The organism is Achromobacter sp. GW823-FHT04E03, from assembly GCF_058796095.1.
Genome location: NZ_JBXAIJ010000007.1, coordinates 112323 through 136118, shown reverse-complemented (window position 1 = coordinate 136118; position 23796 = coordinate 112323). Strand labels below are relative to the sequence as shown.

Here is a 23796-nt window from a genome sequence, read left to right as displayed (position 1 = left end):
CGGTCCGGGGCCTGGCGCTGTGCCTCAGTGGGCGCCGGCCGCCGCTTCGGCCGCGCCGCCGCCGCCCGCCTTGGCCGACCGGGGACGAGCGAACCAGACCAGGCCGGTGAGTGCCAGGAAGATGATCGCGGAGGCGTAGAACACGTCTACCGCGGACATCGTGAAGGCTTGCGCATTGATCAGTCCATCCACCATCGTCAGCGCTTGCTGATGCGTCACGCCCAGCCCGTTCTGCAGCGTCGCCATGGTCTGGTCGAACGCCTGCTGGCCGGGCTTGGCGACTTCGGTGAGCTGCGCGTGATGCATGGTCGCGCGGTTTTCCCACAGGGTGGTGGCGATGGACGTGCCGAACGCGCCCGCGGTCAGGCGCAGGAAGTTCGACAGACCCGAGGCCGCGGGAATGCGCCACGGCTCGATGCTGGACAGCGTGATCGACGTAAGCGGCACGAAGAACGTCGCCATGGCCGCGCCCTGGATGATGGTCGGCACCATCAGCGTGCGGACATCGGTCTGGGTGTTGAAGCCGGAACGCATGAAGCACACCAGCGCGAAGATCAGGAACGCCACCGTCGCGATCTGCCGCGGATCGCGCGTGGCCAGCATCTTGCCGACGATGGGCGTCAGCAGGATCGCCAGCAGGCCCACCGGCGCGGTCACCAGCCCCGCGTAGGTCGCGGTGTAGCCCATGTTGCTTTGCAGCCATAGCGGCAGCAGCACCACGTTGCCGAAGAAGACGCCGTAGGCCACCGCCAGCGTCAGCGCGCCGACCGTGAAATTGCGGATCTTGAACAGGCGCAGATCCACCACGGGGTGGGCGTCGGTCAGCTCCCAGATCAGGAAGAAGACGAAGGCGACGAACGCGGTGGCGGCCAGCGCGATGATGGTGCCGCTGGCGAACCAGTCCAGCTCCTTGCCCTTGTCCAGCATGATCTGGAGCGCGCCTACCCACACCACCAGCAGCGCCAGCCCGACCTTGTCGATCGGCAGCTTGCGCGTGACCGATTCGCGGTCGCCATAGATGCGCCAGCTGATCCAGGCGGCCAGCAGGCCCACCGGCACGTTGATGTAGAAGATCCACGGCCAGGTGTAGTTGTCGGAGATCCAGCCTCCCAGCAAGGGCCCGGCGACGGGCGCCACCAGCGTGGTCATGGACCAGACCGCCAGCGCCATGCCCGCCTTGGACTTGGGGAAACTCGCCAGCATCAGCGCTTGCGACAGCGGAATCATGGGCCCGGCGACCGCGCCTTGCAGCACGCGGAACGCGATCAGCGCTTCCAGCGAGGGCGCAAAGCCGCACAGCCATGACGCCAGCACGAACAGCAGGGTGGAGATCAGGAACAGCCGCACCTGTCCAAAGCGCTGCGTGAGCCAGCCCGTGAGCGGCACTGTGATCGCGTTGGCCACGGCGAACGACGTGATGACCCAGGTGCCCTGGCTGGTGCTGACGCCCAGATCGCCCGAGATGGTCGGGATGGACACGTTCGCGATGGACGTGTCCAGCACGTTCATGAACACCGCCGTGGACAGCGCGATGGACCCGATGATGCGGGTCGCGCCTTCCAGCGGCGGGTGGCCGCCGGGCGGGGGCGCCGGCGCGGCGGCGGGCTGCTTGGCTGCGCTCATGATGCGAGGTTGGCCTCGATGATCTTGCTGATCATGGCGTCGACTTCGTCATGGGCCGGCTCGAAGGCGCGCGTCGACCAGGCCGGCTCCTTGCGTTCGGCCTGCGTCAGCGGTTCGCCTTCCTGCTTGCCCACGTCCACTTCCACGTCCATCGACAGGCCCACGCGCAGCGGGTGCTTCTTCAGGTCCTCGGGGTCCAGCGCGATGCGCACCGGCACGCGTTGCACCACCTTGATCCAGTTGCCGGTGGCGTTCTGCGCGGGCAGCAGGGCGAAGGCGCTGCCGGTGCCGGCGTCCAGGCCGGCGATGGTGCCGTGGTAGGTGACCGAGCTGCCGTACAGGTCGGCCACCATCTTGGCCGGCTGGCCGATGCGCATCTTGCGCAGCTGGCCTTCCTTGAAATTGGCCTCGATCCACACCTGGTCCAGCGGCACCACCGTCATCAGGGCCGAACCGGGCGCGACGCGCTGGCCGACCTGCACGCTGCGCCGGGCCACCACGCCACCCACCGGAGCGGGCAGCACGGTGCGCGATTGCGCCAGCCAGGCGTTGCGCAGGCCGGCTGCGGCCTGCTGCACGTCGGGGTGGTCGGCGACCGTGGTGCCCTGGGTCAACGCCTGGTTGGTGGCCAGCTTGGCGCGGGAGGCTGCCAGCGCGGCGCGGGCTTGCGCCAGGCCTGACTGGGCGGACTTCAGCGCGGCTTCGGCGTGCAGGATCTCTTCGCCGCTGACGCCGCCGGACTTGGCCAGTTGCTGGCGGCGGTTGACGTCGCTTTGCGCGCGGGTCAGTTCGGCCTGGGCGCGCAGGATGTCGGCGTTGCGCAGGTCGACGTCGGCGGCCAGGGCGTCGTTCTGGACGTAGATGGTGCGCACCTGGCGCACCGTTTGCGCAAGTTTGGCCTGGGCCTGCTGCAAGGCCACGTCGGTGTCGGCCGGGTCCAGGCGCACCAGCGGCTGGCCGGCGGCCACGGTTTCCGTGTCGTCGGCCTCGATGGCCACGACCGTGCCGGGCACTTGCGGCGTGATCTGCACCAGGTTGCCATGCACGTAGGCGTCGTCGGTGCTCTCGAAATGAGCGCCGAAGAGCGCCCACCAGATGCCGTAAGCGATCGCGATGAGGATGAAGGCGCCGGTTGCCAGCAGCAGCAGGCGTTTGCGGGCGGGATTGGCGGCGGGAGTGGCTGCGGTCATGACGTCTGAGTCCGGGGAGCGTTCAATGGGTGGAGTTCGTGGCGGGGGCCGGCTCGGCCGCGGGGGCGTAGCCGCCGCCCAGCGCATTGGCGAGATTGGCGTCCAGCTGATAGGCGCGGATGCGCAGATCGGTGTCCAGTCGCGCCTGTGTCAGCACGCCGGTCTGCGCAATGAGCACGGAGATGTAGTTGCCCATGCCGGCCTTGTAGCGCTTGACCGCCAGGTCATAGGCGGCGTCGATGGCTTCGCGGGCCTGGCGCTGCTGGGCCTTTTCCTGGTCCAGCAGGCGCAAGCCGTCGAGCGCATCGGCCACCTGGTGCACGGCGTCCAGCACGGTCTGGTTGTAGTCCGACACCGCGAGGTCGGCGTCGGCGCGCCGGCCCGCCAGGTTGGCGTTCAATTCGCCGCCGTGGAAGATCGGCAGCGTGACCGCCGGGCCGAAGCCGGCCATGCGGGCATCCGCGCCCAGCAGATTGCCGGTGCCCATGGCCTGGAAGCCGACGAACGCCGCCAGGTTCACATTGGGGTAGAACTCGGCCTTGGCGCTGTCTATGGCGTGGCGGGCGGCTTCGGCGCGCCATTTCGCGGCGGTGACGTCGGGGCGATGGCCCAGCAGGTCCAGCGGCACGTTGGCGGGCACGCCGCCGGCGGGAGCGGTCAGCGCCACCGGCTGCAAGGATTGCCCGCGTTGCGGACCGGCCCCGGCCAGCGCGGCGACCTGATTGCGCAGCTGCGCCAACGTGGTGTCGGTCTGGGTCAGTTCCACCTTGCCGGCGGCCAGCGACGATTCCGCCTGTTTGACTTCCACCTGGGTGTCCAGCCCGGCCGTGTAGCGGCCTTGGGTCAGTGACAGCACCTCGGCGCGTTGGGCCAGCACGCGGTTGAGCACGTCACGCTGGGCAAAGGCGTTCTGCAGATTCAGGTAGGCGCGGACCAGGGCGCCGGCCAGCAGATTGCGCGCCGCCTGCGCATCGGCCGCGGCGGCGGCTTGCTGCGATACGGCCGCTTGCAGGCGCGACCGGTTCTTGCCCCAGAAGTCCAGCTCATAGCTGAAGTCCAGCGCCAGCCGGTTGTCGCTGACGACCGAGCCGCCCATGGGAGCGGGGTAGATGTAGTCCTTGGACAGGTGTTCGCGGGTCAGCGTGTAGTTGGCGTCCACCCGGGGCAGCAGCGGGGCGCGTGCGATGCCGACGGCGGCATTGGCCTTGGCCAGGCGCGCTTGCGCCGCGCTCATCGAGGGGTTGTTGGCCAAGCCCTCGTCCAGCAAGGCATTGAGCTGCGGATCGCCGTAGCGCTGCCACCATTGGGTTTCGGGCCAGACGGTGTCCTGGCTGGTGAGCCCCAGCTTGGCGCCGTCCAGCGCGGCCACCGGTTCGGAGCCGGATTCCATCAATGCGCAACCGCTCAGGGCCAGCACCAATACGGTAGTGAGAAGGCGTTTCATCCTGACTGTTTGCTGAAAGTAATTGATTGATCTGTATTTGCCTAGGCAATCATTATGCCAAATAAAACCCCGAAAGCCGGGGTTCGCTGGCGGACCTTAGCGGTTTGGGGGGGCTGACGAGGCGGAGCCGTTGGCGATCATCCGGCGCAGCAGGTGCTTGAGCTGCGCGACTTCGTCGCTGGAAAACCCGCGCAGGTGGTAATTCAGTACCCGCGCGATATTGGGCGGGATCGCGCGCGCCTTGGCCTCGCCGATCTCGGTGAGTTCGATCTTGACGACCCGGCGGTCTGTCTGGCACCGGTTGCGGCGCAGCAGTCCCTTGGCTTCCAGCCGGTCCAACGCGCGGGTCATGGCGCCCGTGTCCATGCCTGTAAGCCTGGCGAGTTCAGCGGGCGTATCGGCGCGGCCCTGGAACACCAGCAGCACCGGACGCCATTGCATCGCGGTGAGTTCCAGCGGGGCCATTTCCTGGTCCAGCATCCGGTTCAGGGAATTGGAAACCAGTTTGATCAGGAAGCCGGCGTTTTCATCCATTACGCAGCTGGCGTCTGCGCGGTAATGGACGGGGCCGTCGGACGGAGAAGGGGGAGGCGCAGCAGTCATATGCGCCGAATTTTACTGCCTAGTCAGTTATTGTCAAGGCTGCGTTTTCGCCGCGATGTCCGGCTGTGCGGCGGGCGCCTGCTTGCGCAGGCCCGACCAGACGATGGCGGCCACGATCAGGGCGGCGCCCGCCATCATGCGCGGCGTGGGCTCCTGGCTGAACAGCGCCCACGCGAAGGCGATGGCGTAGACCGGCTCCAGCGCGATGACCAATCCGGCGCTGCGCGCGTTCAGCCGCGTCAGGCTGGACACGAACAGATAGTGCGACAAGCCGGTGCAGAAAATGCCCAGCAGCGCCAGCCAGAACCAGTCCAGCGCAGGCAGCGCAGGCAACTGGGATACGGCGAAGGGCAGCATTACCAACGCCACGATCAGGTTCTGCCAGCAGGCCACCTGCATCGGGTCCATGCCCGAGGCCGAACGGCGGTTGCTCAGCGCCAGCAGCGCGAAGCTCAGGCCCGACAACAGGCCCCAGGCCAGGCCGATGGTGCCCTGGTCGGCCAGGTCGAACGCGGGCGTGACCAGCACCAGGCCTGCAGTCACCAGGCCCAGCAGCAGCCATTCGGTCGGACGGATGCGTTCCCGGAAGAGCAGGCCCTCGAACAAGGTGATGAAAGCGGGGAAGCTGGCGAAACCCAGCGTGGCGATGGCGATGCCGCCGACTTTCACGGCGATGAAGAAAGTGACCCAGTGGCCCGCCAGCAGGGCGCCGGACACCACCAGCACGAACAGCTGCGCCGGCGTCAGGGCGCCCAGGAGCGGCTTGCGGCGCATGCGGGCGAACAGCCCCAGCGCGAGCACCGCGAAGACGGCCCGGCCCAGCGTGATCACGGCGGCGCTGGCCTGGATCAATTCGCCGAACACGCCGGTCAGGCCGAAAAGCACTGCGGCAACGTGGATGTAGGTGAGGGCGCGGTGTCGGGTCATGCGTGAGGCAGGCGTATGGCGAAGAAAGCGTGGGTAAAGGCGTGCGGTGTTTTTGCACTGAACATAAAATCATCGCATGAATCGCCTTGCCAAGCTTTCGCCGTCCTTCCGCCTTTCCAACCGCACCGCCGGCTTTTTCCTGGCGACCCTGGGCGCAGTCCTGTTCTCGGCCAAGGCCATCGTGGTGAAGTTCACTTACCGCTACGGCATCGACGCGGTCACCCTCATTGCCTTCCGCATGCTGTTCGCCATGCCGTTCTTCGCTGCGGTGGCCTGGCATCAGTCGCGCCGCGCGGCGCGCGGCGAAATCCCCGTGATGACCTGGAAGGAGCGCGCGCAGGTCTGCGTGCTGGGCCTGCTGGGCTATTACCTGTCCAGCTTCCTGGACTTTCTGGGGCTGCGCTACATCACCGCCAGCCTGGAGCGCCTGATCCTGTTCCTGTCGCCTTCGCTGGTGGTGTTGCTGTCGGCGTTCTGGTTCAAGCGCGCGGTCGAGCGCCGCCAGTGGATGGCCATGGCGCTGTCCTATGCCGGGGTGGTGCTGGTGTTCGCCCACGACCTGTCCTTCGGCGGCGGCGAGGTGCTGTTAGGGTCTTTGTTCGTTTTCGGGTCGGCCGCAAGCTATTCTGTGTACCTGATCTGTTCGGGGGAACTGGTCAAGCGCTTGGGGGCGACGCGCCTGGTGGCGTATGCCATGCTGGTGTCTTGCGTGGCCTGCATCATCCAGTTCTTTGCCGTGCATCCCCCGTCCATGCTGATCCAGCCTGCCGGGGTCTACGGGTATTCGGTGATCCACGCCACGCTGAATACCGTGGTGCCGGTGTTCATGCTGATGTGGGCGGTGGCGCTGATCGGCGCGCCCACCGCGTCGCTGCTGGGCATGATCGGGCCGGTGTCGGTGCTGTTTCTGGCGTCGTGGTTTCTGCAAGAGCCCATCACTGTGTGGCAGATGGCGGGGACCGCGTTGGTGCTGGCAGGGGTATTCGTGCTGATGGGGGGCGGGGCCGGCAGGCTGGCGTCCGCCAGGCAGGACGGGGCCCGGCCATCGCGTTGAATCTGGTTTTTCTCGTTCAGGGGCCGCAGACAGGCTCTCGTTAGCATTTTTTCCAATGAAAGGAGGCCAGCATGGCCAGCAATCTCGTCAAGGCAATTCGTATCGAGCAGCACGGTGGTCCTGAAGTCCTGAAGCTGGTCGAGGTGGAAGTGCCTCCGCCCGCCGCCAATGAAGTCACGATCGAGCAGCACGCCGCCGGCCTGAACTTCATCGATATCTATTACCGCACGGGCTTGTATCCCCACGCGTTGCCGCACGGCCTGGGCTTCGAGGGCGCGGGTGTCGTGACCGCGGTCGGCGCCGACGTCACGCATTTGAAAAAGGGCGACCGCGTCGCCTACGGCCAGAGCCCCATCGGCGCCTACGCCAAGGCGCGCAACGTTCCGGCCGCGCAGGTCGTCAAGGTGCCCAAGGGCATCGGCTTTGACGAAGCGGCGGCTTTGATGCTCAAGGGCCTGACGGTGCAATACCTGTTCCGCCAGACCTACCGTCTGCAAGGCGGCGAGACCATCCTGTTCCACGCGGCCGCAGGCGGCGTGGGCCTGATCGCGTGCCAATGGGCCAAGGCCCTGGGCGTGAAGCTGATCGGCACCGTCTCCAGCCCCGAGAAGGCCGAACTGGCCCGCGCCAATGGCGCCTGGGAAACCATCGACTACTCGCGCGAGAACGTGGCCGAGCGCGTGCTCGAGCTGACCGGCGGCAAGAAGGTGCCGGTGGTGTATGACGGCGTGGGCAAGGACACCTGGGAAACCTCGCTGGACTGCATCGAGCCGCGCGGCCTGATGGTGAGCTTCGGCAACGCGTCCGGCCCCGTGTCTGGCGTCAACCTGGCGACGCTGAACCAGAAGGGCTGCCTGTACGTGACGCGCCCGTCGCTGGGCCTGCACGTGAACACGCTGGCCAAGCTGCAAGCCGCCTCCGAGGAGCTGTTCGACCTGGTCCTGAAGAAGAAGATCAAGGTCCGCATCGACCAGCGCTACACGCTGGAGCAGGCCGGCGAGGCCCAGACCGCGCTGGCCGCGCGCAAGACCACCGGCGCCACGGTGCTGATGCTGGACTGATCCGACGTCCGCGATGCGCGGGCCCCACAAGGGCGCCGCGCCAGGCCCGGCACCGCGCTGCGCGTTGCCGGGTTTTTTTTGCCGTGCGCAGAATGACAAAACGCCATGCACGGTCCGACAAGCCTTCCGGGAAGGCCGTTGCTATCCTGGCTTCAACCATTTCGTTGGAGCTTCGAATGTCTTCAGCAAGCGCAAGCGCCGCCGGCCACGCCGGTTCTGACCGCCCGGAACTGGCCGCCATCCGGGAAGCCATGCTCATCGATGGCAAGCCGGTGCGCGAAGGACAAGGCGCGCCCATCGCCGTCCATGATCCGGCCACGGGCGACGTCATCGCCCATCAGCCCGACGCCGGGCCGCAGCAGGTGGACCTGGCGGTGCAGGCCGCCAGGCGCGCCTTCGGATCCGGTCCCTGGCGTGACATGCTGCCTGCCGGGCGCGAACGCCTGTTGCTGAAATTGGCCGACCTGATCGAGCAGCACGGCACCGAACTGGCCCGTCTGGAAACCCTGAACAACGGCAAGCTGCTGGGCGTGGCGCAGGGCCTGGAAGTCGGGTCGGGCGCGCAGTGGCTGCGCTACATGGCGGGGTGGGCGACCAAGATCACGGGCGACACCCTGTCGCTGTCCATACCGTTTCCGCCGGGCGTGCGGTACAGCGCCTATACCTTGCCGCAGGCGGTGGGCGTGGTGGCCGCGATCATTCCGTGGAATTTTCCGCTGTTGATGGCGATCTGGAAGATCGCGCCCGCCTTGGCGGCGGGCTGCACCGTGGTGCTCAAGCCTGCCGAGGAAACGCCGTTGACGGCGCTGCGCCTGGCCGAGCTGGTGCTGGAGGCGGGCTTTCCGCCCGGCGTCGTCAACGTCGTGACCGGCCGGGGCGAGACCGCTGGCGCCGCGCTGGTTGCGCATCCCGGCGTGGACAAGATCGCGTTCACGGGGTCGACCGAAGTCGGCAAGCTCATCGGGCGCGCCGCGATGGACGACATGAAGCGGGTTTCGCTGGAGCTGGGCGGCAAGTCCCCCGTGATCGTGCTGGACGACTGCGACGTCGACCGCGCGGTGCAGGGCGCCGCGGCCGCCATTTTCTTCAACCAGGGCCAGGTTTGCACGGCGGGTTCGCGCCTGTATGTGCAAAAAGGCCTGTATCCCAAGGTCGTCCAGGGACTGGCGGACCTGGCCGCCGGCATGAAGCTGGGGTCCGGATTCGACCCCGCCACCCAGGTCGGCCCGCTGGTGTCGGCCCGCCACCAGAAGCGCGTCATGGACTACATCGGCCTTGGACGCAGCGAAGGCGGACGGGTGCTGGCGGGAGGAGGCAGCGGCAGCGGCTCGGGCTACTTCGTGCAGCCCACCGTTTTCGCGGACGTGCCGCCGGGGGCGCGTATCGTTCGCGAGGAGATCTTCGGACCTGTCGTGGTGGCGCAGCCCTTCGATACGCTGGACGATGCGGTGCGGCTGGCCAACGACAGCGCCTACGGCCTGGGCGCCAGCCTCTGGAGCAACGATCTCTCCCGCGTGCAAGGCCTGATCCCGCGCATCGATGCCGGCACCGTCTGGGTGAACACGCACAACATGCTGGATCCCAACATGCCTTTCGGCGGATTCAAACAGTCCGGCATCGGCCGCGAACACGGCCGCGCCGTGCTGGAGATGTACCTGGAGCGGAAGTCCGTTTGCATCGCTTACTAGAACGATGAGCGCGCGGCCCAAGCCGGGAAATACCGGTGGCCGCGCTTTCATGACACCAAGGGGAAGACATGGCAGGCAGGACAGGTAGCCGGGGCCGCCGACGGGCCACGCTGTTGCTCGCGTGCGCGGCAGCATCGCAGGCGGCATGGGCAGGAGACCCCAGCGCGCGGGATTGGATACCCGCGCCGGTGGGCACCAATATCATCGCCGGGTATCTGGCGGGATTGCGATCCTCGGGCTTGTATGCCGAGGGGCAGCGGGTGGACGGCGCGTCCGTCGACGTGAATGCGCTGGTGTACCGCCAGATGCACTATCGCGACTTCTACGGCAAGACGATGCAGCTCGAATTCATCGTGCCGATGTACCGGACCTCGCTGGACCTGCCGGGCGCGCCCGGCGACCACCAGACCGGCATCGGCGACGTGACGCTCGGGTCGGCCATCTGGCTGTACAACAACGAGCAGACCAAGACCTGGTTCGCCTGGGAGCCCTTTGTGGTGGCGCCGGTGGGCCGTTATGACGGTTCGCGTCCCGACGTGTCTCCGGGCAAGAACCGCTGGTCCACCATCCAGGATTTCGCGTTCGTGCAGGGCTTCGGCGAATCCACCTATCTCGAAGCCATCGCCGAGGTGGAGATCTACGGCCGCAATACGGACTGGTATGGGCAGACGCTGAAGAAGGATCCCTCGTTCCGTTTCTTCGCGCTGGCTTCGACCAACCTGACGCCCGATACCTACACCGGCATCCGTTACCGCTACGAGACTGGCGGCAAGGAAACCTCGTCCGGCGAGACCGTCGCCACGCGGGCGCGCAATCACCAGCTGGCCGTCGAACTGACGCATCAGATCAACGACGCCAACCAGATTCAGATGCAGTACATCCACGACCTGAAGGTCGAGAACGGACCGCGGATGCGTGGCGTGCAGTTGCGCTACGTCTATGCGTTCTAGGAGAACCGGACCATGAGACCAGGAGAATATCGATGAACGCGCCTAGCGCCAGAACATGCGCATCGCGGGCCGGACGGTGGGCGCTATGCGCCGTCCTGGCGGCGTCGGCGGGGCTAGCCCGGGCGGATCTGCCCGTGGAAGAGCTCAAGGGCGGCACCCGCCTGCCGCCGGCCACGCCGCACCGGCTGTACGTGATGGATGCCGTCTTCAATCACCTGGTCGACAGCCGGGTCAACATCTATGACGGCGACTCCTTGAAGTTCCTGGGCATGGTGCCCGCGTCGTTCAACGGCCACATGACCGTGTCCGCGGACGGCAAGGACATCTACGTCATGACGACCTACTACGAGCGCTTGAACCGCGGCAAGCGCACCGACGTGGTGGAGGCCTGGGACGCCGAAACGCTCACGCCCAGGTACGAGGTGCCGATCCCGCAGAAACGCGCCCAGGCGCTGAATTACCGCAACTATCTGCAGCAGAGCACGGACGGGGAACTGCTGTTCGTGCAGAACGCCACGCCCGCGTCCTCGGTCACGGTGGTGAACCTGAAGACGCGCCAGTTCGCGGACGAGGTCACCGCGGCGGCAGGGTGCTGGAGCATCATCGTGCTGCCGTCGCGCCCGCGCAGCTTCGCCAGCATCTGCGGCGACGGCGCGCTGCTTACCGTGGACCTGGACCAGGCCGGCAAGCCGGCGGGGCAGCAGCGCAGCCAGCCCATGTTCGATCCCGAGAAGGATCCCATCTTCACGCACACCGAGAACCTGGGCGACACCTACTACTTCGTGTCCTACAACGGCAATGTCTACAGCGCCGACTTCAGCGGCAAGGACGCGGCTTTCGGCAAGCCCTGGTCCCTGCTGGACGCTTCGGGCAAGGACCAGGGCTGGCGCCCTGGCGGCTACAACCTGCTGGCCATCAACAAGGCCGCCAAGCGGCTGTATGTGGGCATGCATCCCAACGGCGCCGAGGGCTCGCACAAGACGCCGGCCGCCGAGATCTGGGTCTACGACCTGGCCACGCACAAGCGGGTGGCGCGGGTGCCGGGCCAGAATGCCTTGTCGATGTCGGTCTCGCAGGACGACCAGCCGCGCCTGTACACGATCGACGGCGGCAACGTGAACGTCTACGACGCCGCGCCGGCCGCGCCGGTCCTCAAGGGCACGATCCAGGCTGCCGGCGAAACCGCGCTGCAGGTCGAACCGCAACCGCGAGGTGCGCGATGAACGATCCCGTGCTGCTGTATGCCGCGAGCGCGGCGCTGGCCTGCGTGCTGCTCCTGGGGGCGCTGGAAAAGTTGAGGGACATGGCGGGCTTCGCCGCCATCGTGTCGGCCTACCGCATCCTGCCGGCGGGGTGGAGCGGCGCGTTCGCGTGGCTTTTCGTGCTGAGCGAAGCGCTGTCCGGCGCCTTGCTGCTGGCGCCGGCACGACAGGCGGCGGGCGCGCAACTGGCGCTGCTGGTGTTGGCGGCGGCGACGCTGGCGCTGGCCTTCAATCTGCTGCGCGGGCATCGCGACATCGATTGCGGCTGCGGCGGCCCCGCCGCCGGCGGGCCGGGGCGCGGCGCGCAACGTGGCGGGCTGTCGTGGTGGCTGGTGCTGCGCAACGCGGCGCTGGCGCTGTGGGCTGCGCCCGCGCTGATCTCCGCGGCGGGCCAATCGCGCGGTCTGCAGTGGGCCGACTCCGCCGCCGTCTTCGGCCTGGCGATGGCTGCGGTGGGCCTGTACTTCACCGCCAATCACCTGTTGGCCTCCCATCTCAAATTGCGCAATCTCTGAAGGAAACTCACATGGATGCCTTGATCATTTCCAATTTTCTGTTGTGGGGCGTGGTGCTCTGCCTGGTGCTGGTCATCCTGGCGCTGTCGCGGCAGATCGGCGTGCTGTACGAGCGCGTGGCGCCGATGGGGGCGCTGACGATGGACAAGGGCCCTGGCGTGGGCGAGCCCGCTCCGCGCTTCGAACTGCCGGATCTGCTGGGTCGCCGTATCGTCATCGGCGAACGCGGCCAGCACAGCCAGCTGCTGTTCTTTCTTTCCCCGACCTGCCCGGTTTGCAAGAAGCTGCTGCCTATCCTCAAGTCGGTGGCCAGCACGGAAAGCGCCTGGCTGCGCATCGTGCTGGCCAGCGATGGCGAAATGCCCGAGCACCTGGCGTTCTACAAGCAGGCGGGCCTGGAGCGTTTTCCGTACTTGCTGTCGACCGAACTGGGCATGAAGTTCCAGATCAGCAAGCTGCCCTATGCCGTGCTGATCGATGAAGCCGGAACCTTGCGCGCCAAGGGCCTGATCAACTCGCGCGAACAGCTCGAAAGCCTGTTCACCGCGAAGGAGCTGGGCGTGGCTTCGGTGCAGGAATTCCTGGCCGCCGGCGCGTTGGAAGAAACCCGGATTTCCCGCAAGGAGAGCGGCAATGCAATGGCTGGATAAACTCGCGGAGCGCGCCGCGCGCTCGGTTGCGCACACTACTTCCCGGCGCAGCGTGCTCAACCGCATCGGCCGGGCGCTGGTTGGAACGGCATTCCTCATGCCGGTGCTGCCGGTGGCGCGGTCAGCGCCCGCTGATCCCAAGAAACCGCAGATGGACGACACGGCGTGCGACTACTGGCGCTATTGCGCGGTGGACGGCTTTCTGTGTTCATGCTGCGGCGGCAGCATGACGTCCTGCCCGCCTGGCACCTCGCCTTCGGCCGTGTCGTGGGTTGGCACCTGCCACAATCCGCTGGACGGCAAGGACTACCTGATCAGCTACAACGATTGCTGCGGCAAGGCTGCTTGCGGCAAATGCATGTGCGCATCCGCCGAGCGCGAGCGGCCCGGCTATCAGATGTTCCTGCACAACGACGTGAACTGGTGCATGTCCAACGAGTCCTCCATCTTCCACTGCACGACCTCGGTGATCGTGGGCCTGGCCAAGCCGAAGCCGAAATCATGAGGCCAGAAGGGCGACCGCCATGGCGCGGGTTGTGCGCCGCCGTCCTGCTCTGCGTGGGCCGGACGGCCGCCGCGGAGCAGGCGGCCGCTGACGCCGCCGACGCCGACAGGCTGCGTCTGGCCGTCCGCGCCGACTACGTGCTGCAATGCGCGGGCTGCCATCGCGTGGACGGCCGTGGCAGCGGCCGCCACGGCATTCCTGATTTCCGCAATTCGGTGGGCGCGTTCGTGCATCTGCCGCAGGGCCGCGAGTATCTGGTCCGCGTGCCGGGCGCCGCCCAATCGCAGCTCAGCAATGCCGAACTCGCGGCCGTGCTGAACTGGGTGGTGCGGGAATTCAGCCCGGCGCAGTTGCCGGCGGATTTCCGGCCGTACACGGAACAGGAAGTCGCGCAGGTCCGCCCGCGCCGCTACGAGGACGTGGTGCCGGTGCGTCATGGCCTGGCTCAGGCGCTGGCGCGGCTCGGCTTCCAGTTGGCCGACTATTCTTATGGCAGCGACAGAAAACCGTAGAGGAACAGGCACTTAGGGGTTGTCACCGATACTCCCTGCCGCCGACCGATGCTAGAAAGAGGCAGCATTCCATTCAACGCTGTAGCTGTGTCGCCAGGCAGGCCGTTCCAGGCAAACAGGCACGCCGTTTCGAGACGCCGGAGTCGCCATGTCCCCATCCCTTCTGCGCAGCGAGCCCAGGCACTTCCTGGACTGCGCAAGCTGGCAGGAAAATGTCAGCGATACCTTCGTTCCCCTGGAAGTGTCCGCGGTGTTTCCGGCCCGTTTCCGCAATAGCGTGGCGGTGGATTCGCTGGGCTGGATGCAGGTCTGCGAGTTGCGCAGCAGCGCCCAGCGCGTGCGCCGCAGCAAGCTGCTGGCCAACCGTTCCGAGTCGTCCGGCTACAAGGTGACGCTGCAGCTCGCTGGCCGCAGCGAGATCCGCCAGTCGGGGCGCAGCGCCTTGCTGGTACCGGGCGAATGGAGCATCTACGACACCACCCGGCCGTACGAAGTCGACGTCGACGATGGCGCGCACTTCCTGGTCATGCAGGTGCCCGGCAAGCATTTCGAGGCCTGGCAGTCTTTCATGCAGAATGCCGTGGCGCGCAGCTTCAGCGCGCGCCAGGGTTGCGGGCGCATGGCGATGGACCTGCTGCGCGTGGCGCTGACCGAGCACGCGCATCTGTCCGAAAGCGCCTCGCGCGATGCCGCCAATGCGGTGCTGCAGATGATGGGACTGGATATCAGCGAGCGGGCAGGCGGGCAGGCCGAACATGACCAGGCCGAACTGCGGCAGGCGCAATTGCGCCGGGTGCAGCAGCACATGCTTGAAAACCTGCATGATCCGGCGCTGTCGCCAGCGGCCGCTGCAGCGGCCTTCCGGATGTCGCGCCGCTATTTGTACAACCTGTTCGCGCAGGCTTCCACGACCCCGGCCGATTTCATCCTCAGCGCGCGGCTGGAGCGTTGCTGCGATACGCTGTGCGACCCCGCTCAGGCGGCGCGGCCGATAGGCGACATCGCCTACAGATTCGGGTTCTCAGATGCGGCGCGTTTCAGCCATGCGTTTCGCAAGCGTTTCGGCGTGTCGCCGTCGGAATACCGGCGCCATGGACGCCCGTCCTGATCAGAGCTGTTCCTCGTTGATCAGGTCTTCCTTGCCGTAGAACTTCACGCCGATGTGGATGCGTTCGCGGCCCTGCGAGCGGCGATGGCGGTTGGTGTCGCGCAGCGAATAGACGCAGCCGCAATATTCCTGCTGGTAGAAGTTTTCGCGCTTGCTGATTTCGATCATGCGGGCCGAGCCGCCGCCCTTGCGCCAGTTGTAGGTCCAGTAGATCAGATCGTCGTAGCGCGCCGCGGCGCGTTCGCCACAGCCGTTGATCTGGTTCATGTCCTTCCAGCGCGAAATGCCCAGCGAGCTGGTGATGGTGTCAAAGCCATGCTCGTGCGCGTAGAGCGCCGTGCGTTCGAAGCGCATGTCGAAGCAGGCCGTGCAGCGCTCGCCGCGTTCGGGAGCGTTTTCCATGCCCTTGACGCGGTCGAACCAGTTGTCCATGTCGTAGTCGGCGTCGATGAATTCGATGCCGTGCTGCTCGGCGAAGCGGATGTTCTCCTGCTTGCGGATTTCGTACTCTTTGACCGGGTGGATGTTCGGGTTGTAGAAGTAGATGGCGTAATCGATGCCTGAGGCGGTCATCGCTTCCATGACTTCGCCGGAACAGGGCGCGCAGCACGAGTGCATCAGCACCTTGCGGCGGCCGGCGGGCAGGTCGAGTTTGGGGCGCACGAGTTCGGACATGGCTTGCAGGAAACAAATAAGGCGGAAAACTCCTTATTTTACGCTGAGTTGCCGCTGAAGGGTGCGCCCCCGTCTCCCAATACGCTCAGCCCAGCACGGCATCCCAGAGCTCGCGCACGGCGGCGCGCTCTTCCTGCAGCTGGTCCTGCGGGACGCGCGCCTTTTCCACCCCCTGCAGGCGCATCTGGTGCTGGACGCGGCGCAGGGTGCGGTAGGCGTCGCCGGCGCGCGCGGCCAGTTCGGGAGCAATCAGGCCCGCCTCGCCGGACAGGCGCAGCAAGGCGATATTGCCCAGGTTGCGCACCAGCACCGGATGCGTGCCCGAATGGCACAGCACCAGGTATTGCGTGACGAACTCCACGTCGACCATGCCGCCGCGGTCGTGCTTCAGATCGAACAGCGGGCTGCTGTTGGGGTGGCCAGCATTGATCTTTTCGCGCATCGCCAGCACTTCCTCGCGCAGTTTGGCGGCGTCGCGTGGCAGTACCAGGATGTCTGCGCGGATCTGCTCGAAACGCGCGCCGACGCTGGCGTCGCCCGAGGCGTAGCGGGCGCGGGTCAGCGCCTGGTGTTCCCAGGCCCAGGCGTGCTTGTGCTGGTATTGCTCGAATGCTTCCACGGATACCGCCAGCAGGCCGGCGTCGCCGTCCGGCCGCAGGCGCAGGTCGACTTCGTACAGTCGGCCCGAAGAGGTCATGGTCGAGAGCCACGACGTCATGCGCCGGCCCAGCTTTGCGTAGACCTCGGCGGCGTCGTCGCGCGGGTCGTCGAACAGGAACACCAGATCCAGGTCCGAGGCATAGCCCAGTTCCTTGCCGCCCAGCTTGCCGTACGCGATGACGGCGAAGCGCGGTTCGGCGCCCTCGGCCTTGTTGACCAGCGGCCAGGTGCGGCGGATGGTTTCGGTCAGCAACAGGTCGGCCAGCGCGGACAGCTGGTCGGCCAGCTTCTCCACGGTGAGTTCGCCTTCCAGATCCTGCGCCAGTAATTGGAAGCTGGCCTGGCGCTGCATGTCGCGCATCAGGTTCATCTGGCGCTCGATGTCCGGATCGCCGTCGGGCAGCCGGCAGGCGTCCAGGTCGGCGGTCAGCTGGCGCGCGATCTGGGCGAAGTCCAGCGGCTCGAACAGGGTGCGCCAATCGATCAGGCTGTCCAGCAGCAGAGGGTGCTGGGTCAGGTATTGCGCGGCCCAGGGGCTGGCGGCGACCATGCGCGCCACGCGCGCCAGGGTGTCGGGGTATTCGGCCAGCAGGGCCAGGTAGGCGCTGCGCTGGGCGATTTTCTCGATCAGGTCGAACAGCCGCACCGTGGCTTGCAGCGGGGCTGGGGTTTGCAGGGCCGCTCGCAGGGCGGCCGGCAGCAGCGCGTCCATGCGCTTGCGGCTGCTCTCGGGCAGACTGCGCACCCGGTGGCTGCCCAGCAGGGTCTCGGTACGGCGCAACAGGTCCTGCGCGTCGTCGCCGAAGGCCTGGCTGATTTGTTCGGCGAGCTCGCAGCTGCTGTCTGGTTCGTCCGGGCCGGACCCAGGGTCGGTGGCGCCGGGCGCGGGCGCCGGCACTTCGGCGTCGCCCATGCCCACCAGCCGGAACACGTTGCGGAAGGTCTGCGAGACGAATTGGCGGTGCGCGGCCAGCGTGCTTTCGAAGTCAGCGGGGCTCATGCCCAGCGCTGCGGCCAGGCCGGCGCGTTGTTCGGGGTCGCCCGGCAGCAAATGGGTCTGGGCGTCCTCGCGGTATTGCAGGGCATGCTCGGTGCGGCGCAGGTAGCGGTACGCCTCTTCGAGCCGGCGCGCGTCTTCCTCGGGCACCAGGCCGGCGGCGCTCTCCGCGTGCAGCGCTTCCAGCAGGCCGCGTTTTTGCAACGCGGGCATGCGGCCGCCGCGGATCAACTGGGCAAGCTGCACCACGAATTCGATTTCGCGGATGCCGCCATCGCCCAGCTTGATGTTGTTGGCGCTGTCGATGCCGTTGCGCGCGCTGGCGCGCCGCTGCCAATCCTGGCGGATGCGTTCGCGCAGGGCGCGCAGGGCCGAGAGCGCATCGAAGTCGAAATACTTGCGATAGACGAACGGCACGCGCAGGCTTTCCAGCTGGCGCGCCTGGGCGGCGCTGTCGCTGCCTTCGAAGGCCTGGGCCGGGATCAGCCGGGCCTTGAGCCAGGCGTAGCGTTCCCATTCGCGGCCCTGGCCGATCAGGTAGTGCTCCAGCGCGTCCAGGCTCCAGGCCAGGGGACCAGCGTCGCCGTCGGGGCGCAGGCGCAGGTCGGTGCGGAACACCTGGCCGTTGGCGTCGACTTCGGACAGCACCGGCATCATGCGCCGCGTCAGGCGGCCGTAGAACTCGTGATGGCTGATGCGGCGCGGACCGTCGGTTTCGCCCTCTTCGCCGTACAGCATGATCAGGTCGATGTCGGACGAGACATTCAATTCGCAGCCGCCCAGCTTGCCCATGCCCACTATCAGCATTTCCTGCGGCTGGCCGGTGGCCGGATCGCGCGGCACGCCATGCACGGCGGCGAGGTCCGCCGCCACGCTGCGATAGGCCGCGGCCACCGCGGTGTCGGCCAGCGCGGTCATGGCGCCCACGACTTCTTCCAGATCGGCCTGGCCGGTCAGGTCGCGCACGATGAGTGTGTTGAAGACCCGTTCGCGCAGCTTGCGCAGCACCATGCGGCAGACCTCCACGGGTAGCGTCTCGCCTGCCTGCGGTCCGGCCAGCTCCGCCTGCCAGCGCGCGATCTGCGCGGGCGTGACGGGTTCGCGCACGGCATCGTTCAGCCAGGCGGCCAGATCCGGGTGGGCATCCAGGCGGCGGCGCAGATGGCCGGACCAGGCGAGGGCGGGGGCAAGCGTAGAGGGCGTGGACATGGCGAAAGGGGCGGCGCGATGGGCGCGTTTCAGGTATAAGTGGGGACGATACTGCAAGACCTCTTCTCCTGCCCACCGATCCGTGTCTGTTTCAAAAAAAGTGCTCTGTTGGGTGTTCTGGGCCGTGCTGACCGTCTATTGCGTCGTGGCCCTCGGACTGCTGGGCGTGCGCTATTGGGTTCTGCCCCGCGCGGACCAATGGCGTCCCCAGATCGAAGCCTACGCCAGCAAGGCGCTGGGCTCCCGAGTGACCATCGGCTCCATCCAGGCGAACTGGCAAGGCCTGAACCCCAAACTCGATCTCACCTCCGTCCAAGTCTACGACGATGAGGTGGACCCGGTGTTGTCCTTGCCTTCCGTTTCGGCGGTGCTGGCCTGGCGCAGCATTCTGGTCCTGTCGCCCAAGCTGCTGCGGTTGCAGCTCGACCGGCCCGAACTCCTGTTGCGACGCGATCCCGAAAATCATCTATGGGTCGCGGGCCAGGACATCGATCTCAATGACGACGACCAGCGTTCAGACCTGGACCATCCAGCGCTGCGCTGGCTGGGCGCGCAGCGCGAGCTGCGCATCCGCGGCGCGACCATACGCTGGCAGGACGAGTTGCGCGGCGCGCCGGAGCTCACCCTGACGGGCGTCGACTTCCTGGCGCGCAACGGCAGTTTGTCGCATCGTTTCGTGCTCAAGGCCGCGGCGGGCGAGGCGCTGGCGCGCAACGTCGAGCTGCGCGGCGAATTCAATCGCAGCCTGTTTTCGGTGAACGCGGCGAATCCCGGCAATTGGGGCGGCCAGCTATATGTACAGCTGGACGACGCTGACCCCTTGGCCTGGCAGCCTTGGTTCGAGGTCCCGGCGGTGGCGGGCCGCCTGAGCGGGCGGGCATGGCTGCAGCTGGAACGCGGCAAGTTCACCGATCTGACCGCGGACGCTGCCGTGCGCGGCCTGCAATGGACCGAGACCGCGCAAGGGACCGCAGCTCCAGGCTTCAGGGCCGGGTACGTCCAGGCCCGCATCCAGGGCTTGCCGGGCGACTTCATGCAGCTGGACAGCGTGCCGCTGGCGCGCAGCCCTGGCGCCCCGGCGGTGTCGGTCAGCGCCAAGGCGGAACAGCTCACTCTGTCCTTGCCGGGCGTCTTCGAGCAACCCACGTTGGCTGTGCGCGACGTGGCGCTGGATGCCGCCGTCAAAGGGCCGGATGCGAAGCACTGGTTCGTGGACGTAGGCCAACTGCAACTGGTCAACGACGATCTCGACGTGCGCGTGCAAGGGCAGTGGCGGCCAGAAGGCAGGACCGCGGCGGGCAGCGTCGACATGCACGGCGTGATGGCGCGCGGCTCCATGTCCGCCATCCATCGCTACCTGCCGCTGGAGGTCAACGCCGATGCGCGCGAATGGCTGGCCATCGGCTTGCCCGCGGGCGAAATGCAATCGGCCTCCATCACGCTCAAGGGCGATCTCGACGAGTTTCCTTTTGGCGCGCCTGGGGCTCAGGGCGATTTCGTGATCGCCGGCGCATTCAGCGGCGCCAAGGTCGACTACGCGCCGGCGCGCGAGCGCCGCAAGGGCTGGCCGATGCTGGAGAACCTGTCCGGCAATTTCCGCATCGACAAGGTCAGCCTGGCGCTGGACAGTCCGGGCGGCGCGGTCGCGCATACCGGATCGGGACATACCGTGACGCTGGGGGCGGTTTCCGCAACCATTCCCAACATGGAAGAGAACTCCGAACTGCTGCTGACCGGCGAGACGTCCGGCGCCGTGCCGGCCTATCTGGCGCTGGCAGCCAACTCGCCCTTGGGCGAGTTGCTGGATGGCGCGCTGGACGAGGCGCGCGGCACCGGCGACTGGCGGGTGGGGCTCAAGCTCAAGGTGCCTCTGTTGAACACCGACGACACCCAGGTCCAGGGGAACATCCTGTTCGCGGGCAACTCCTTCACCTTCATGCCGGAGATGCCGCTGCTCAGCCAGATGCACGGCGACCTGGAGTTTTCGGAGAAGGGCGTCGAGGCCAAGGACTTGCGGGCCCTGTTCCTGGGCGGCCCGGCGCGGATTTACGGGCGCCTGGCGCAGAGCACGGACGCCTTGCGCTTCGAGGGTACGCTGGCCGGGCCGGCGCTGACTCAATTAAGCAACACGCCGTCCATGTCGCGCTTTTCGGGCAAGGCGGCCTACAAGGGCAAGGTGGGCTATCAGCGCGGCGGTGCGGTGGACATTTCCGTCGAGTCCGATCTGGTGGGCATGGCGATCGACATGCCCGCTCCGGTCGGCAAGGCCGCCCAGGCTTCGCAGTTGCTGAAGGTGCAATGGTCGCCCGCGCAGGACCGCGGAGCGCAGAACCGGCGCTGGCTCACCGCAAGCCTGGGAGATGCCGTCAACGCGCTGTTCGAACGGGCGCCATCCGAAGGGTCGCCGTCCTACTTCGCGCGCGGCGCGCTGGGCATCAACCGTCCGGCAAGCCTGCCGGAACGCGGATTCAGCCTGAACGCGAGCCTGCCTGAACTGGACCTGGATGCCTGGGAAAGCGTGTCCGACGGCTTCAGCGCGCCTGCTGGCAAGGGCCGTGCCGCGCCCAAGCCCATGCTGCCCGCGGCCGAACGCATCAGCCTGGCGGCCGGCGTCTTGCGGACTGGCGGCTTTACCCTGAACGACCTGACGCTGTACGCGACCCGGCCGGGACCCGCCCAATGGCGCGTGGATCTGCAATCCAAGCAGGCCACGGGTTCGCTCGAATGGCGCGAGGCCTCGGGCGCCATCGCCGGCCAGATCACCGCGCGCCTGAAGCATCTGTCGCTGGGCGGCGAGGGCGACACCAACAAGGCCGACGAGGCGCTGTCCTCCGGCAACGACCTGTCAGACATCCCGGCGATCGACCTGCAAGCCAAGGAATTCCTGCTGTACGGCAAGAACGTGGGCGAACTCCAGGTGCAGGGCACGAACCTGCAGCGCGGCCGCCAATGGCGCCTGGACAAGCTGTCCATCGTCAACGACGCGGCCTCGCTCAACGCCACCGGCAACTGGAACCTGGAAGGCCAGAGCCGCGGCCTGACCGTGGACGCTTCGGTCAAGTTCGAAGACGTGGGCAAGTTCCTGGACCGCATCGGCTTCGAAAAGGTGGTGTCGGGTGGCAAGGGCACGATGCAGGGCAAGGCCACCTGGCGCAATCTGCCCTGGACCCACAAGATCGAAGACCTGACGGGCGAGGTCGACGTCAGCCTGGACAAGGGCCGCTTCATGCACGTCAACTCCCGCACCGCGCGGCTGCTGGAGCTGCTGTCCCTGCAATCGCTGCAGCGGCTGGCGCGGCTGGACGTAAATCCCACCAATCTGCTGCGCGACGGCTTCCCCTTCGACACCATCCGCGGCAAGGTCAAGCTGGCCGACGGCACGGCTTCGACCGAAGGCTACAAGATCAACGGGCCGGTGGCGACCATCGTGCTGGCCGGCGGGGTCAACATCATCCGCGAACGCTGGGACATGAAGGCCGTGGTGATTCCGAACCTGGACGCCAGCGGGGCGGCCATGGTGACGGCGCTGGCGGTCAATCCGCTGATCGGCCTGGGAGCCTTCGTGACGCAGTGGCTGCTGAAGCAGCCGCTGGCGCGGGCCATGACCATGGAATACGCCGTCACCGGCAGCTGGGACGATCCCAAGATCGAGCCGATAGACGCGTCCGGCAAGCCGGCCGGCAACAAGCAGACCCCGCGTCCGGCGCCGCAGCCTGGCACGCTGGAGGAGTTCATGGGAGGGCAGTGAGCCGCCTGTCCGGCCCATGAAAAACGCCCTGGGCGCAAGCGCGCTCCAGGGCGTTTTTCATGGCCGGGTCCAAGGCGCGGGCGCCGCGGACCGCAGGCTCTGACCAGGCTTACTTCTTCTTCATCATGTCGAAGAATTCGGCGTTGGTCTTGGTGGCGCGCATCTTGTCCAGGATGAATTCCATCGACTGGACTTCGTCCATGTCGTGGATGAACTTGCGCAGCACCCAGACCTTCTGCAGCAGGTCGGGGGCGATCAGCAGCTCTTCGCGGCGGGTGCCGGACTTGTTCAGGTTGATCGACGGGTAGACGCGCTTTTCGGCCAGGCGGCGCTCGAGGTGGACTTCGGAGTTGCCGGTGCCCTTGAATTCTTCATAGATGACTTCATCCATGCGGCTGCCGGTTTCGATCAGCGCCGTGCCCAGGATGGTCAGCGAACCACCTTCTTCCAGGTTGCGGGCCGCGCCGAAGAAGCGCTTGGGGCGTTGCAGCGCGTTGGCGTCCACGCCGCCGGTCAGCACCTTGCCGGAGGCCGGCACCACGGTGTTGTAGGCGCGGGCCAGACGGGTGATCGAGTCCAGCAGGATCACCACGTCCTTCTTCATTTCGACCAGGCGCTTGGCCTTCTCGATGACCATTTCCGCGACCTGCACGTGGCGGGTGGCGGGTTCGTCAAAGGTCGAGGCGACCACTTCGCCGCGCACGGTGCGCTGCATTTCGGTCACTTCCTCGGGGCGTTCATCCACCAGCAGGACGATCATGACCGCGTCGGGGTAGTTGGTGGTGATGGCGTGCGCGATGTGCTGCATCATCACCGTCTTGCCGGACTTGGGGCTGGCGACGATCAGGCCGCGCTGGCCCATGCCGATGGGGGCGAAGACGTCAAGAATGCGGCCCGTGAGGTTTTCCTCGCTCTTGATGTCGCGTTCCAGGCGGATGTTGCGGTTCGGGTGCAGCGGCGTCAGGTTTTCGAACATGATGCGATGCTTGATCGCTTCCGGCGCCACGCCGTTGACCTTGTCCACCTTCACCAGGGCGAAATAGCGCTCGCCGTCCTTGGGCGTGCGCACTTCACCTTCGATCGAGTCGCCGGTGTGCAGGTTGAAGCGGCGGATCTGCGAGGGCGAGATGTAGATGTCGTCCGTGCTGGCCAGATACGAGGTCTCGGGCGAGCGCAGGAAGCCGAAGCCGTCGGGCAGGACTTCCAGGACGCCGTCGCCGAAGATCTGCTCGCCTTGCTTGGCGCGCCGTTTCATGATGGCGAACATCAGCTCCTGCTTGCGCAGGCGGTTGGCGTTCTCGATTTCCAGGCCGGCGGCCATTTCCAGCAGCTGCGAGACGTGCAGCGCCTTCAGTTCGTTGAGGTGCATCGCGGTGGATTTTTGGGGGAAAGTGAAGGAGAGTTCTGGCGGCGCG

Annotated in this window: 19 protein-coding genes; 11 read left to right on the top strand and 8 right to left on the bottom strand. The window is 66.8% G+C overall.

From position 1 onward, the window contains the following. Positions 1 to 24: 24 nt before the first annotated feature. The 5 genes from AC1RHV_RS30325 to AC1RHV_RS30305 form a co-directional block, all read right to left on the bottom strand. On the bottom strand, positions 25 to 1623 hold the full coding sequence (locus tag AC1RHV_RS30325; protein ID WP_125473729.1) for a DHA2 family efflux MFS transporter permease subunit: 1599 nt from the start codon (positions 1621 to 1623) through the stop codon (positions 25 to 27). Continuing rightward, positions 1620 to 2813, bottom strand: a complete 1194-nt coding sequence (locus AC1RHV_RS30320; RefSeq protein ID WP_119451017.1) for an HlyD family secretion protein — start codon at positions 2811 to 2813, stop codon at positions 1620 to 1622. Before AC1RHV_RS30320 ends, AC1RHV_RS30325 begins: the two co-directional genes overlap by 4 nt. A 22-nt stretch (positions 2814 to 2835) precedes the next feature. Then, the gene (locus tag AC1RHV_RS30315; RefSeq protein WP_054458748.1) at positions 2836 to 4257 is read right to left on the bottom strand and encodes an efflux transporter outer membrane subunit; all 1422 of its coding nucleotides are present in this window, start codon (positions 4255 to 4257) and stop codon (positions 2836 to 2838) included. A gap of 96 nt (positions 4258 to 4353) precedes the next feature. Beyond that, positions 4354 to 4860: a MarR family winged helix-turn-helix transcriptional regulator gene (locus AC1RHV_RS30310; protein ID WP_054458746.1), complete on the bottom strand. Its 507-nt coding sequence runs from the start codon at positions 4858 to 4860 to the stop codon at positions 4354 to 4356. Positions 4861 to 4893: 33 nt separating this feature from the next. Beyond that, complete coding sequence (locus AC1RHV_RS30305) at positions 4894 to 5787, bottom strand: DMT family transporter (protein WP_054458744.1); 894 nt, start codon at positions 5785 to 5787, stop codon at positions 4894 to 4896. 76 nt (positions 5788 to 5863) lie between these two features. Between AC1RHV_RS30305 and AC1RHV_RS30300 the strand changes: the two genes are divergently transcribed. The 10 genes from AC1RHV_RS30300 to AC1RHV_RS30255 all read left to right on the top strand — a co-directional run bounded on the left by AC1RHV_RS30300 (position 5864) and on the right by AC1RHV_RS30255 (position 15092). Beyond that, the gene (locus tag AC1RHV_RS30300) at positions 5864 to 6841 is read left to right on the top strand and encodes a DMT family transporter (protein ID WP_054458743.1); all 978 of its coding nucleotides are present in this window, start codon (positions 5864 to 5866) and stop codon (positions 6839 to 6841) included. A gap of 71 nt (positions 6842 to 6912) precedes the next feature. After that, complete coding sequence (locus tag AC1RHV_RS30295; RefSeq protein ID WP_054458742.1) at positions 6913 to 7902, top strand: quinone oxidoreductase family protein; 990 nt, start codon at positions 6913 to 6915, stop codon at positions 7900 to 7902. A 176-nt stretch (positions 7903 to 8078) separates the two neighbouring features. After that, the gene (gene styD / locus AC1RHV_RS30290; RefSeq protein WP_175164230.1) at positions 8079 to 9590 is read left to right on the top strand and encodes a phenylacetaldehyde dehydrogenase StyD; all 1512 of its coding nucleotides are present in this window, start codon (positions 8079 to 8081) and stop codon (positions 9588 to 9590) included. A gap of 68 nt (positions 9591 to 9658) precedes the next feature. After that, positions 9659 to 10540: a transporter gene (locus tag AC1RHV_RS30285; protein ID WP_054458738.1), complete on the top strand. Its 882-nt coding sequence runs from the start codon at positions 9659 to 9661 to the stop codon at positions 10538 to 10540. Positions 10541 to 10572: 32 nt separating this feature from the next. Beyond that, complete coding sequence (locus AC1RHV_RS30280) at positions 10573 to 11763, top strand: amine dehydrogenase large subunit (protein WP_492302610.1); 1191 nt, start codon at positions 10573 to 10575, stop codon at positions 11761 to 11763. Continuing rightward, positions 11760 to 12317: a MauE/DoxX family redox-associated membrane protein gene (locus AC1RHV_RS30275; protein WP_306653487.1), complete on the top strand. Its 558-nt coding sequence runs from the start codon at positions 11760 to 11762 to the stop codon at positions 12315 to 12317. The genes AC1RHV_RS30280 and AC1RHV_RS30275 overlap by 4 nt, the downstream gene beginning before the upstream one ends. Positions 12318 to 12328: 11 nt before the next feature. Then, positions 12329 to 12967 (top strand): methylamine dehydrogenase accessory protein MauD, encoded by a 639-nt coding sequence (mauD, locus tag AC1RHV_RS30270; protein ID WP_306653486.1) that lies wholly within the window; start codon positions 12329 to 12331, stop codon positions 12965 to 12967. Next, complete coding sequence (locus AC1RHV_RS30265; RefSeq protein WP_054458730.1) at positions 12951 to 13472, top strand: methylamine dehydrogenase light chain; 522 nt, start codon at positions 12951 to 12953, stop codon at positions 13470 to 13472. Before mauD ends, AC1RHV_RS30265 begins: the two co-directional genes overlap by 17 nt. A gap of 29 nt (positions 13473 to 13501) precedes the next feature. Next, the gene (locus tag AC1RHV_RS30260; RefSeq protein ID WP_225590564.1) at positions 13502 to 13984 is read left to right on the top strand and encodes a c-type cytochrome; all 483 of its coding nucleotides are present in this window, start codon (positions 13502 to 13504) and stop codon (positions 13982 to 13984) included. A 148-nt stretch (positions 13985 to 14132) separates the two neighbouring features. Then, positions 14133 to 15092: an AraC-like ligand-binding domain-containing protein gene (locus AC1RHV_RS30255; protein ID WP_054458728.1), complete on the top strand. Its 960-nt coding sequence runs from the start codon at positions 14133 to 14135 to the stop codon at positions 15090 to 15092. Here the strand turns inward: AC1RHV_RS30255 and AC1RHV_RS30250 are convergent, their stop codons facing one another. Then, on the bottom strand, positions 15093 to 15767 hold the full coding sequence (locus AC1RHV_RS30250; protein WP_054458727.1) for an epoxyqueuosine reductase QueH: 675 nt from the start codon (positions 15765 to 15767) through the stop codon (positions 15093 to 15095). A gap of 85 nt (positions 15768 to 15852) precedes the next feature. Next, positions 15853 to 18633: a bifunctional [glutamate--ammonia ligase]-adenylyl-L-tyrosine phosphorylase/[glutamate--ammonia-ligase] adenylyltransferase gene (gene glnE / locus AC1RHV_RS30245; RefSeq protein ID WP_492302624.1), complete on the bottom strand. Its 2781-nt coding sequence runs from the start codon at positions 18631 to 18633 to the stop codon at positions 15853 to 15855. An 82-nt stretch (positions 18634 to 18715) separates the two neighbouring features. Between glnE and AC1RHV_RS30240 the strand changes: the two genes are divergently transcribed. Next, positions 18716 to 22381 (top strand): YhdP family protein, encoded by a 3666-nt coding sequence (locus tag AC1RHV_RS30240; RefSeq protein WP_492302606.1) that lies wholly within the window; start codon positions 18716 to 18718, stop codon positions 22379 to 22381. 109 nt (positions 22382 to 22490) lie between these two features. On the opposite strand, the gene rho is transcribed toward AC1RHV_RS30240, so the two are convergent. Then, on the bottom strand, positions 22491 to 23750 hold the full coding sequence (rho, locus tag AC1RHV_RS30235; protein ID WP_054458721.1) for a transcription termination factor Rho: 1260 nt from the start codon (positions 23748 to 23750) through the stop codon (positions 22491 to 22493). Positions 23751 to 23796: the final 46 nt, after the last annotated feature.

What these genes read in the sequence shown, in the direction of transcription:
- AC1RHV_RS30325 (WP_125473729.1), bottom strand. Translation starts at nt 1,623, where the DNA reads ATGAGCGCAGCCAAGCAGCCCGCCGCCGCGCCGGCGCCCCCGCCCGGC.
- AC1RHV_RS30320 (WP_119451017.1), bottom strand. Translation starts at nt 2,813, where the DNA reads ATGACCGCAGCCACTCCCGCCGCCAATCCCGCCCGCAAACGCCTGCTG.
- AC1RHV_RS30315 (WP_054458748.1), bottom strand. Translation starts at nt 4,257, where the DNA reads ATGAAACGCCTTCTCACTACCGTATTGGTGCTGGCCCTGAGCGGTTGC.
- AC1RHV_RS30310 (WP_054458746.1), bottom strand. Translation starts at nt 4,860, where the DNA reads ATGACTGCTGCGCCTCCCCCTTCTCCGTCCGACGGCCCCGTCCATTAC.
- AC1RHV_RS30305 (WP_054458744.1), bottom strand. Translation starts at nt 5,787, where the DNA reads ATGACCCGACACCGCGCCCTCACCTACATCCACGTTGCCGCAGTGCTT.
- AC1RHV_RS30300 (WP_054458743.1), top strand. Translation starts at nt 5,864, where the DNA reads ATGAATCGCCTTGCCAAGCTTTCGCCGTCCTTCCGCCTTTCCAACCGC.
- AC1RHV_RS30295 (WP_054458742.1), top strand. Translation starts at nt 6,913, where the DNA reads ATGGCCAGCAATCTCGTCAAGGCAATTCGTATCGAGCAGCACGGTGGT.
- styD (WP_175164230.1), top strand. Translation starts at nt 8,079, where the DNA reads ATGTCTTCAGCAAGCGCAAGCGCCGCCGGCCACGCCGGTTCTGACCGC.
- AC1RHV_RS30285 (WP_054458738.1), top strand. Translation starts at nt 9,659, where the DNA reads ATGGCAGGCAGGACAGGTAGCCGGGGCCGCCGACGGGCCACGCTGTTG.
- AC1RHV_RS30280 (WP_492302610.1), top strand. Translation starts at nt 10,573, where the DNA reads ATGAACGCGCCTAGCGCCAGAACATGCGCATCGCGGGCCGGACGGTGG.
- AC1RHV_RS30275 (WP_306653487.1), top strand. Translation starts at nt 11,760, where the DNA reads ATGAACGATCCCGTGCTGCTGTATGCCGCGAGCGCGGCGCTGGCCTGC.
- mauD (WP_306653486.1), top strand. Translation starts at nt 12,329, where the DNA reads ATGGATGCCTTGATCATTTCCAATTTTCTGTTGTGGGGCGTGGTGCTC.
- AC1RHV_RS30265 (WP_054458730.1), top strand. Translation starts at nt 12,951, where the DNA reads ATGCAATGGCTGGATAAACTCGCGGAGCGCGCCGCGCGCTCGGTTGCG.
- AC1RHV_RS30255 (WP_054458728.1), top strand. Translation starts at nt 14,133, where the DNA reads ATGTCCCCATCCCTTCTGCGCAGCGAGCCCAGGCACTTCCTGGACTGC.
- AC1RHV_RS30250 (WP_054458727.1), bottom strand. Translation starts at nt 15,767, where the DNA reads ATGTCCGAACTCGTGCGCCCCAAACTCGACCTGCCCGCCGGCCGCCGC.
- glnE (WP_492302624.1), bottom strand. Translation starts at nt 18,633, where the DNA reads ATGTCCACGCCCTCTACGCTTGCCCCCGCCCTCGCCTGGTCCGGCCAT.
- rho (WP_054458721.1), bottom strand. Translation starts at nt 23,750, where the DNA reads ATGCACCTCAACGAACTGAAGGCGCTGCACGTCTCGCAGCTGCTGGAA.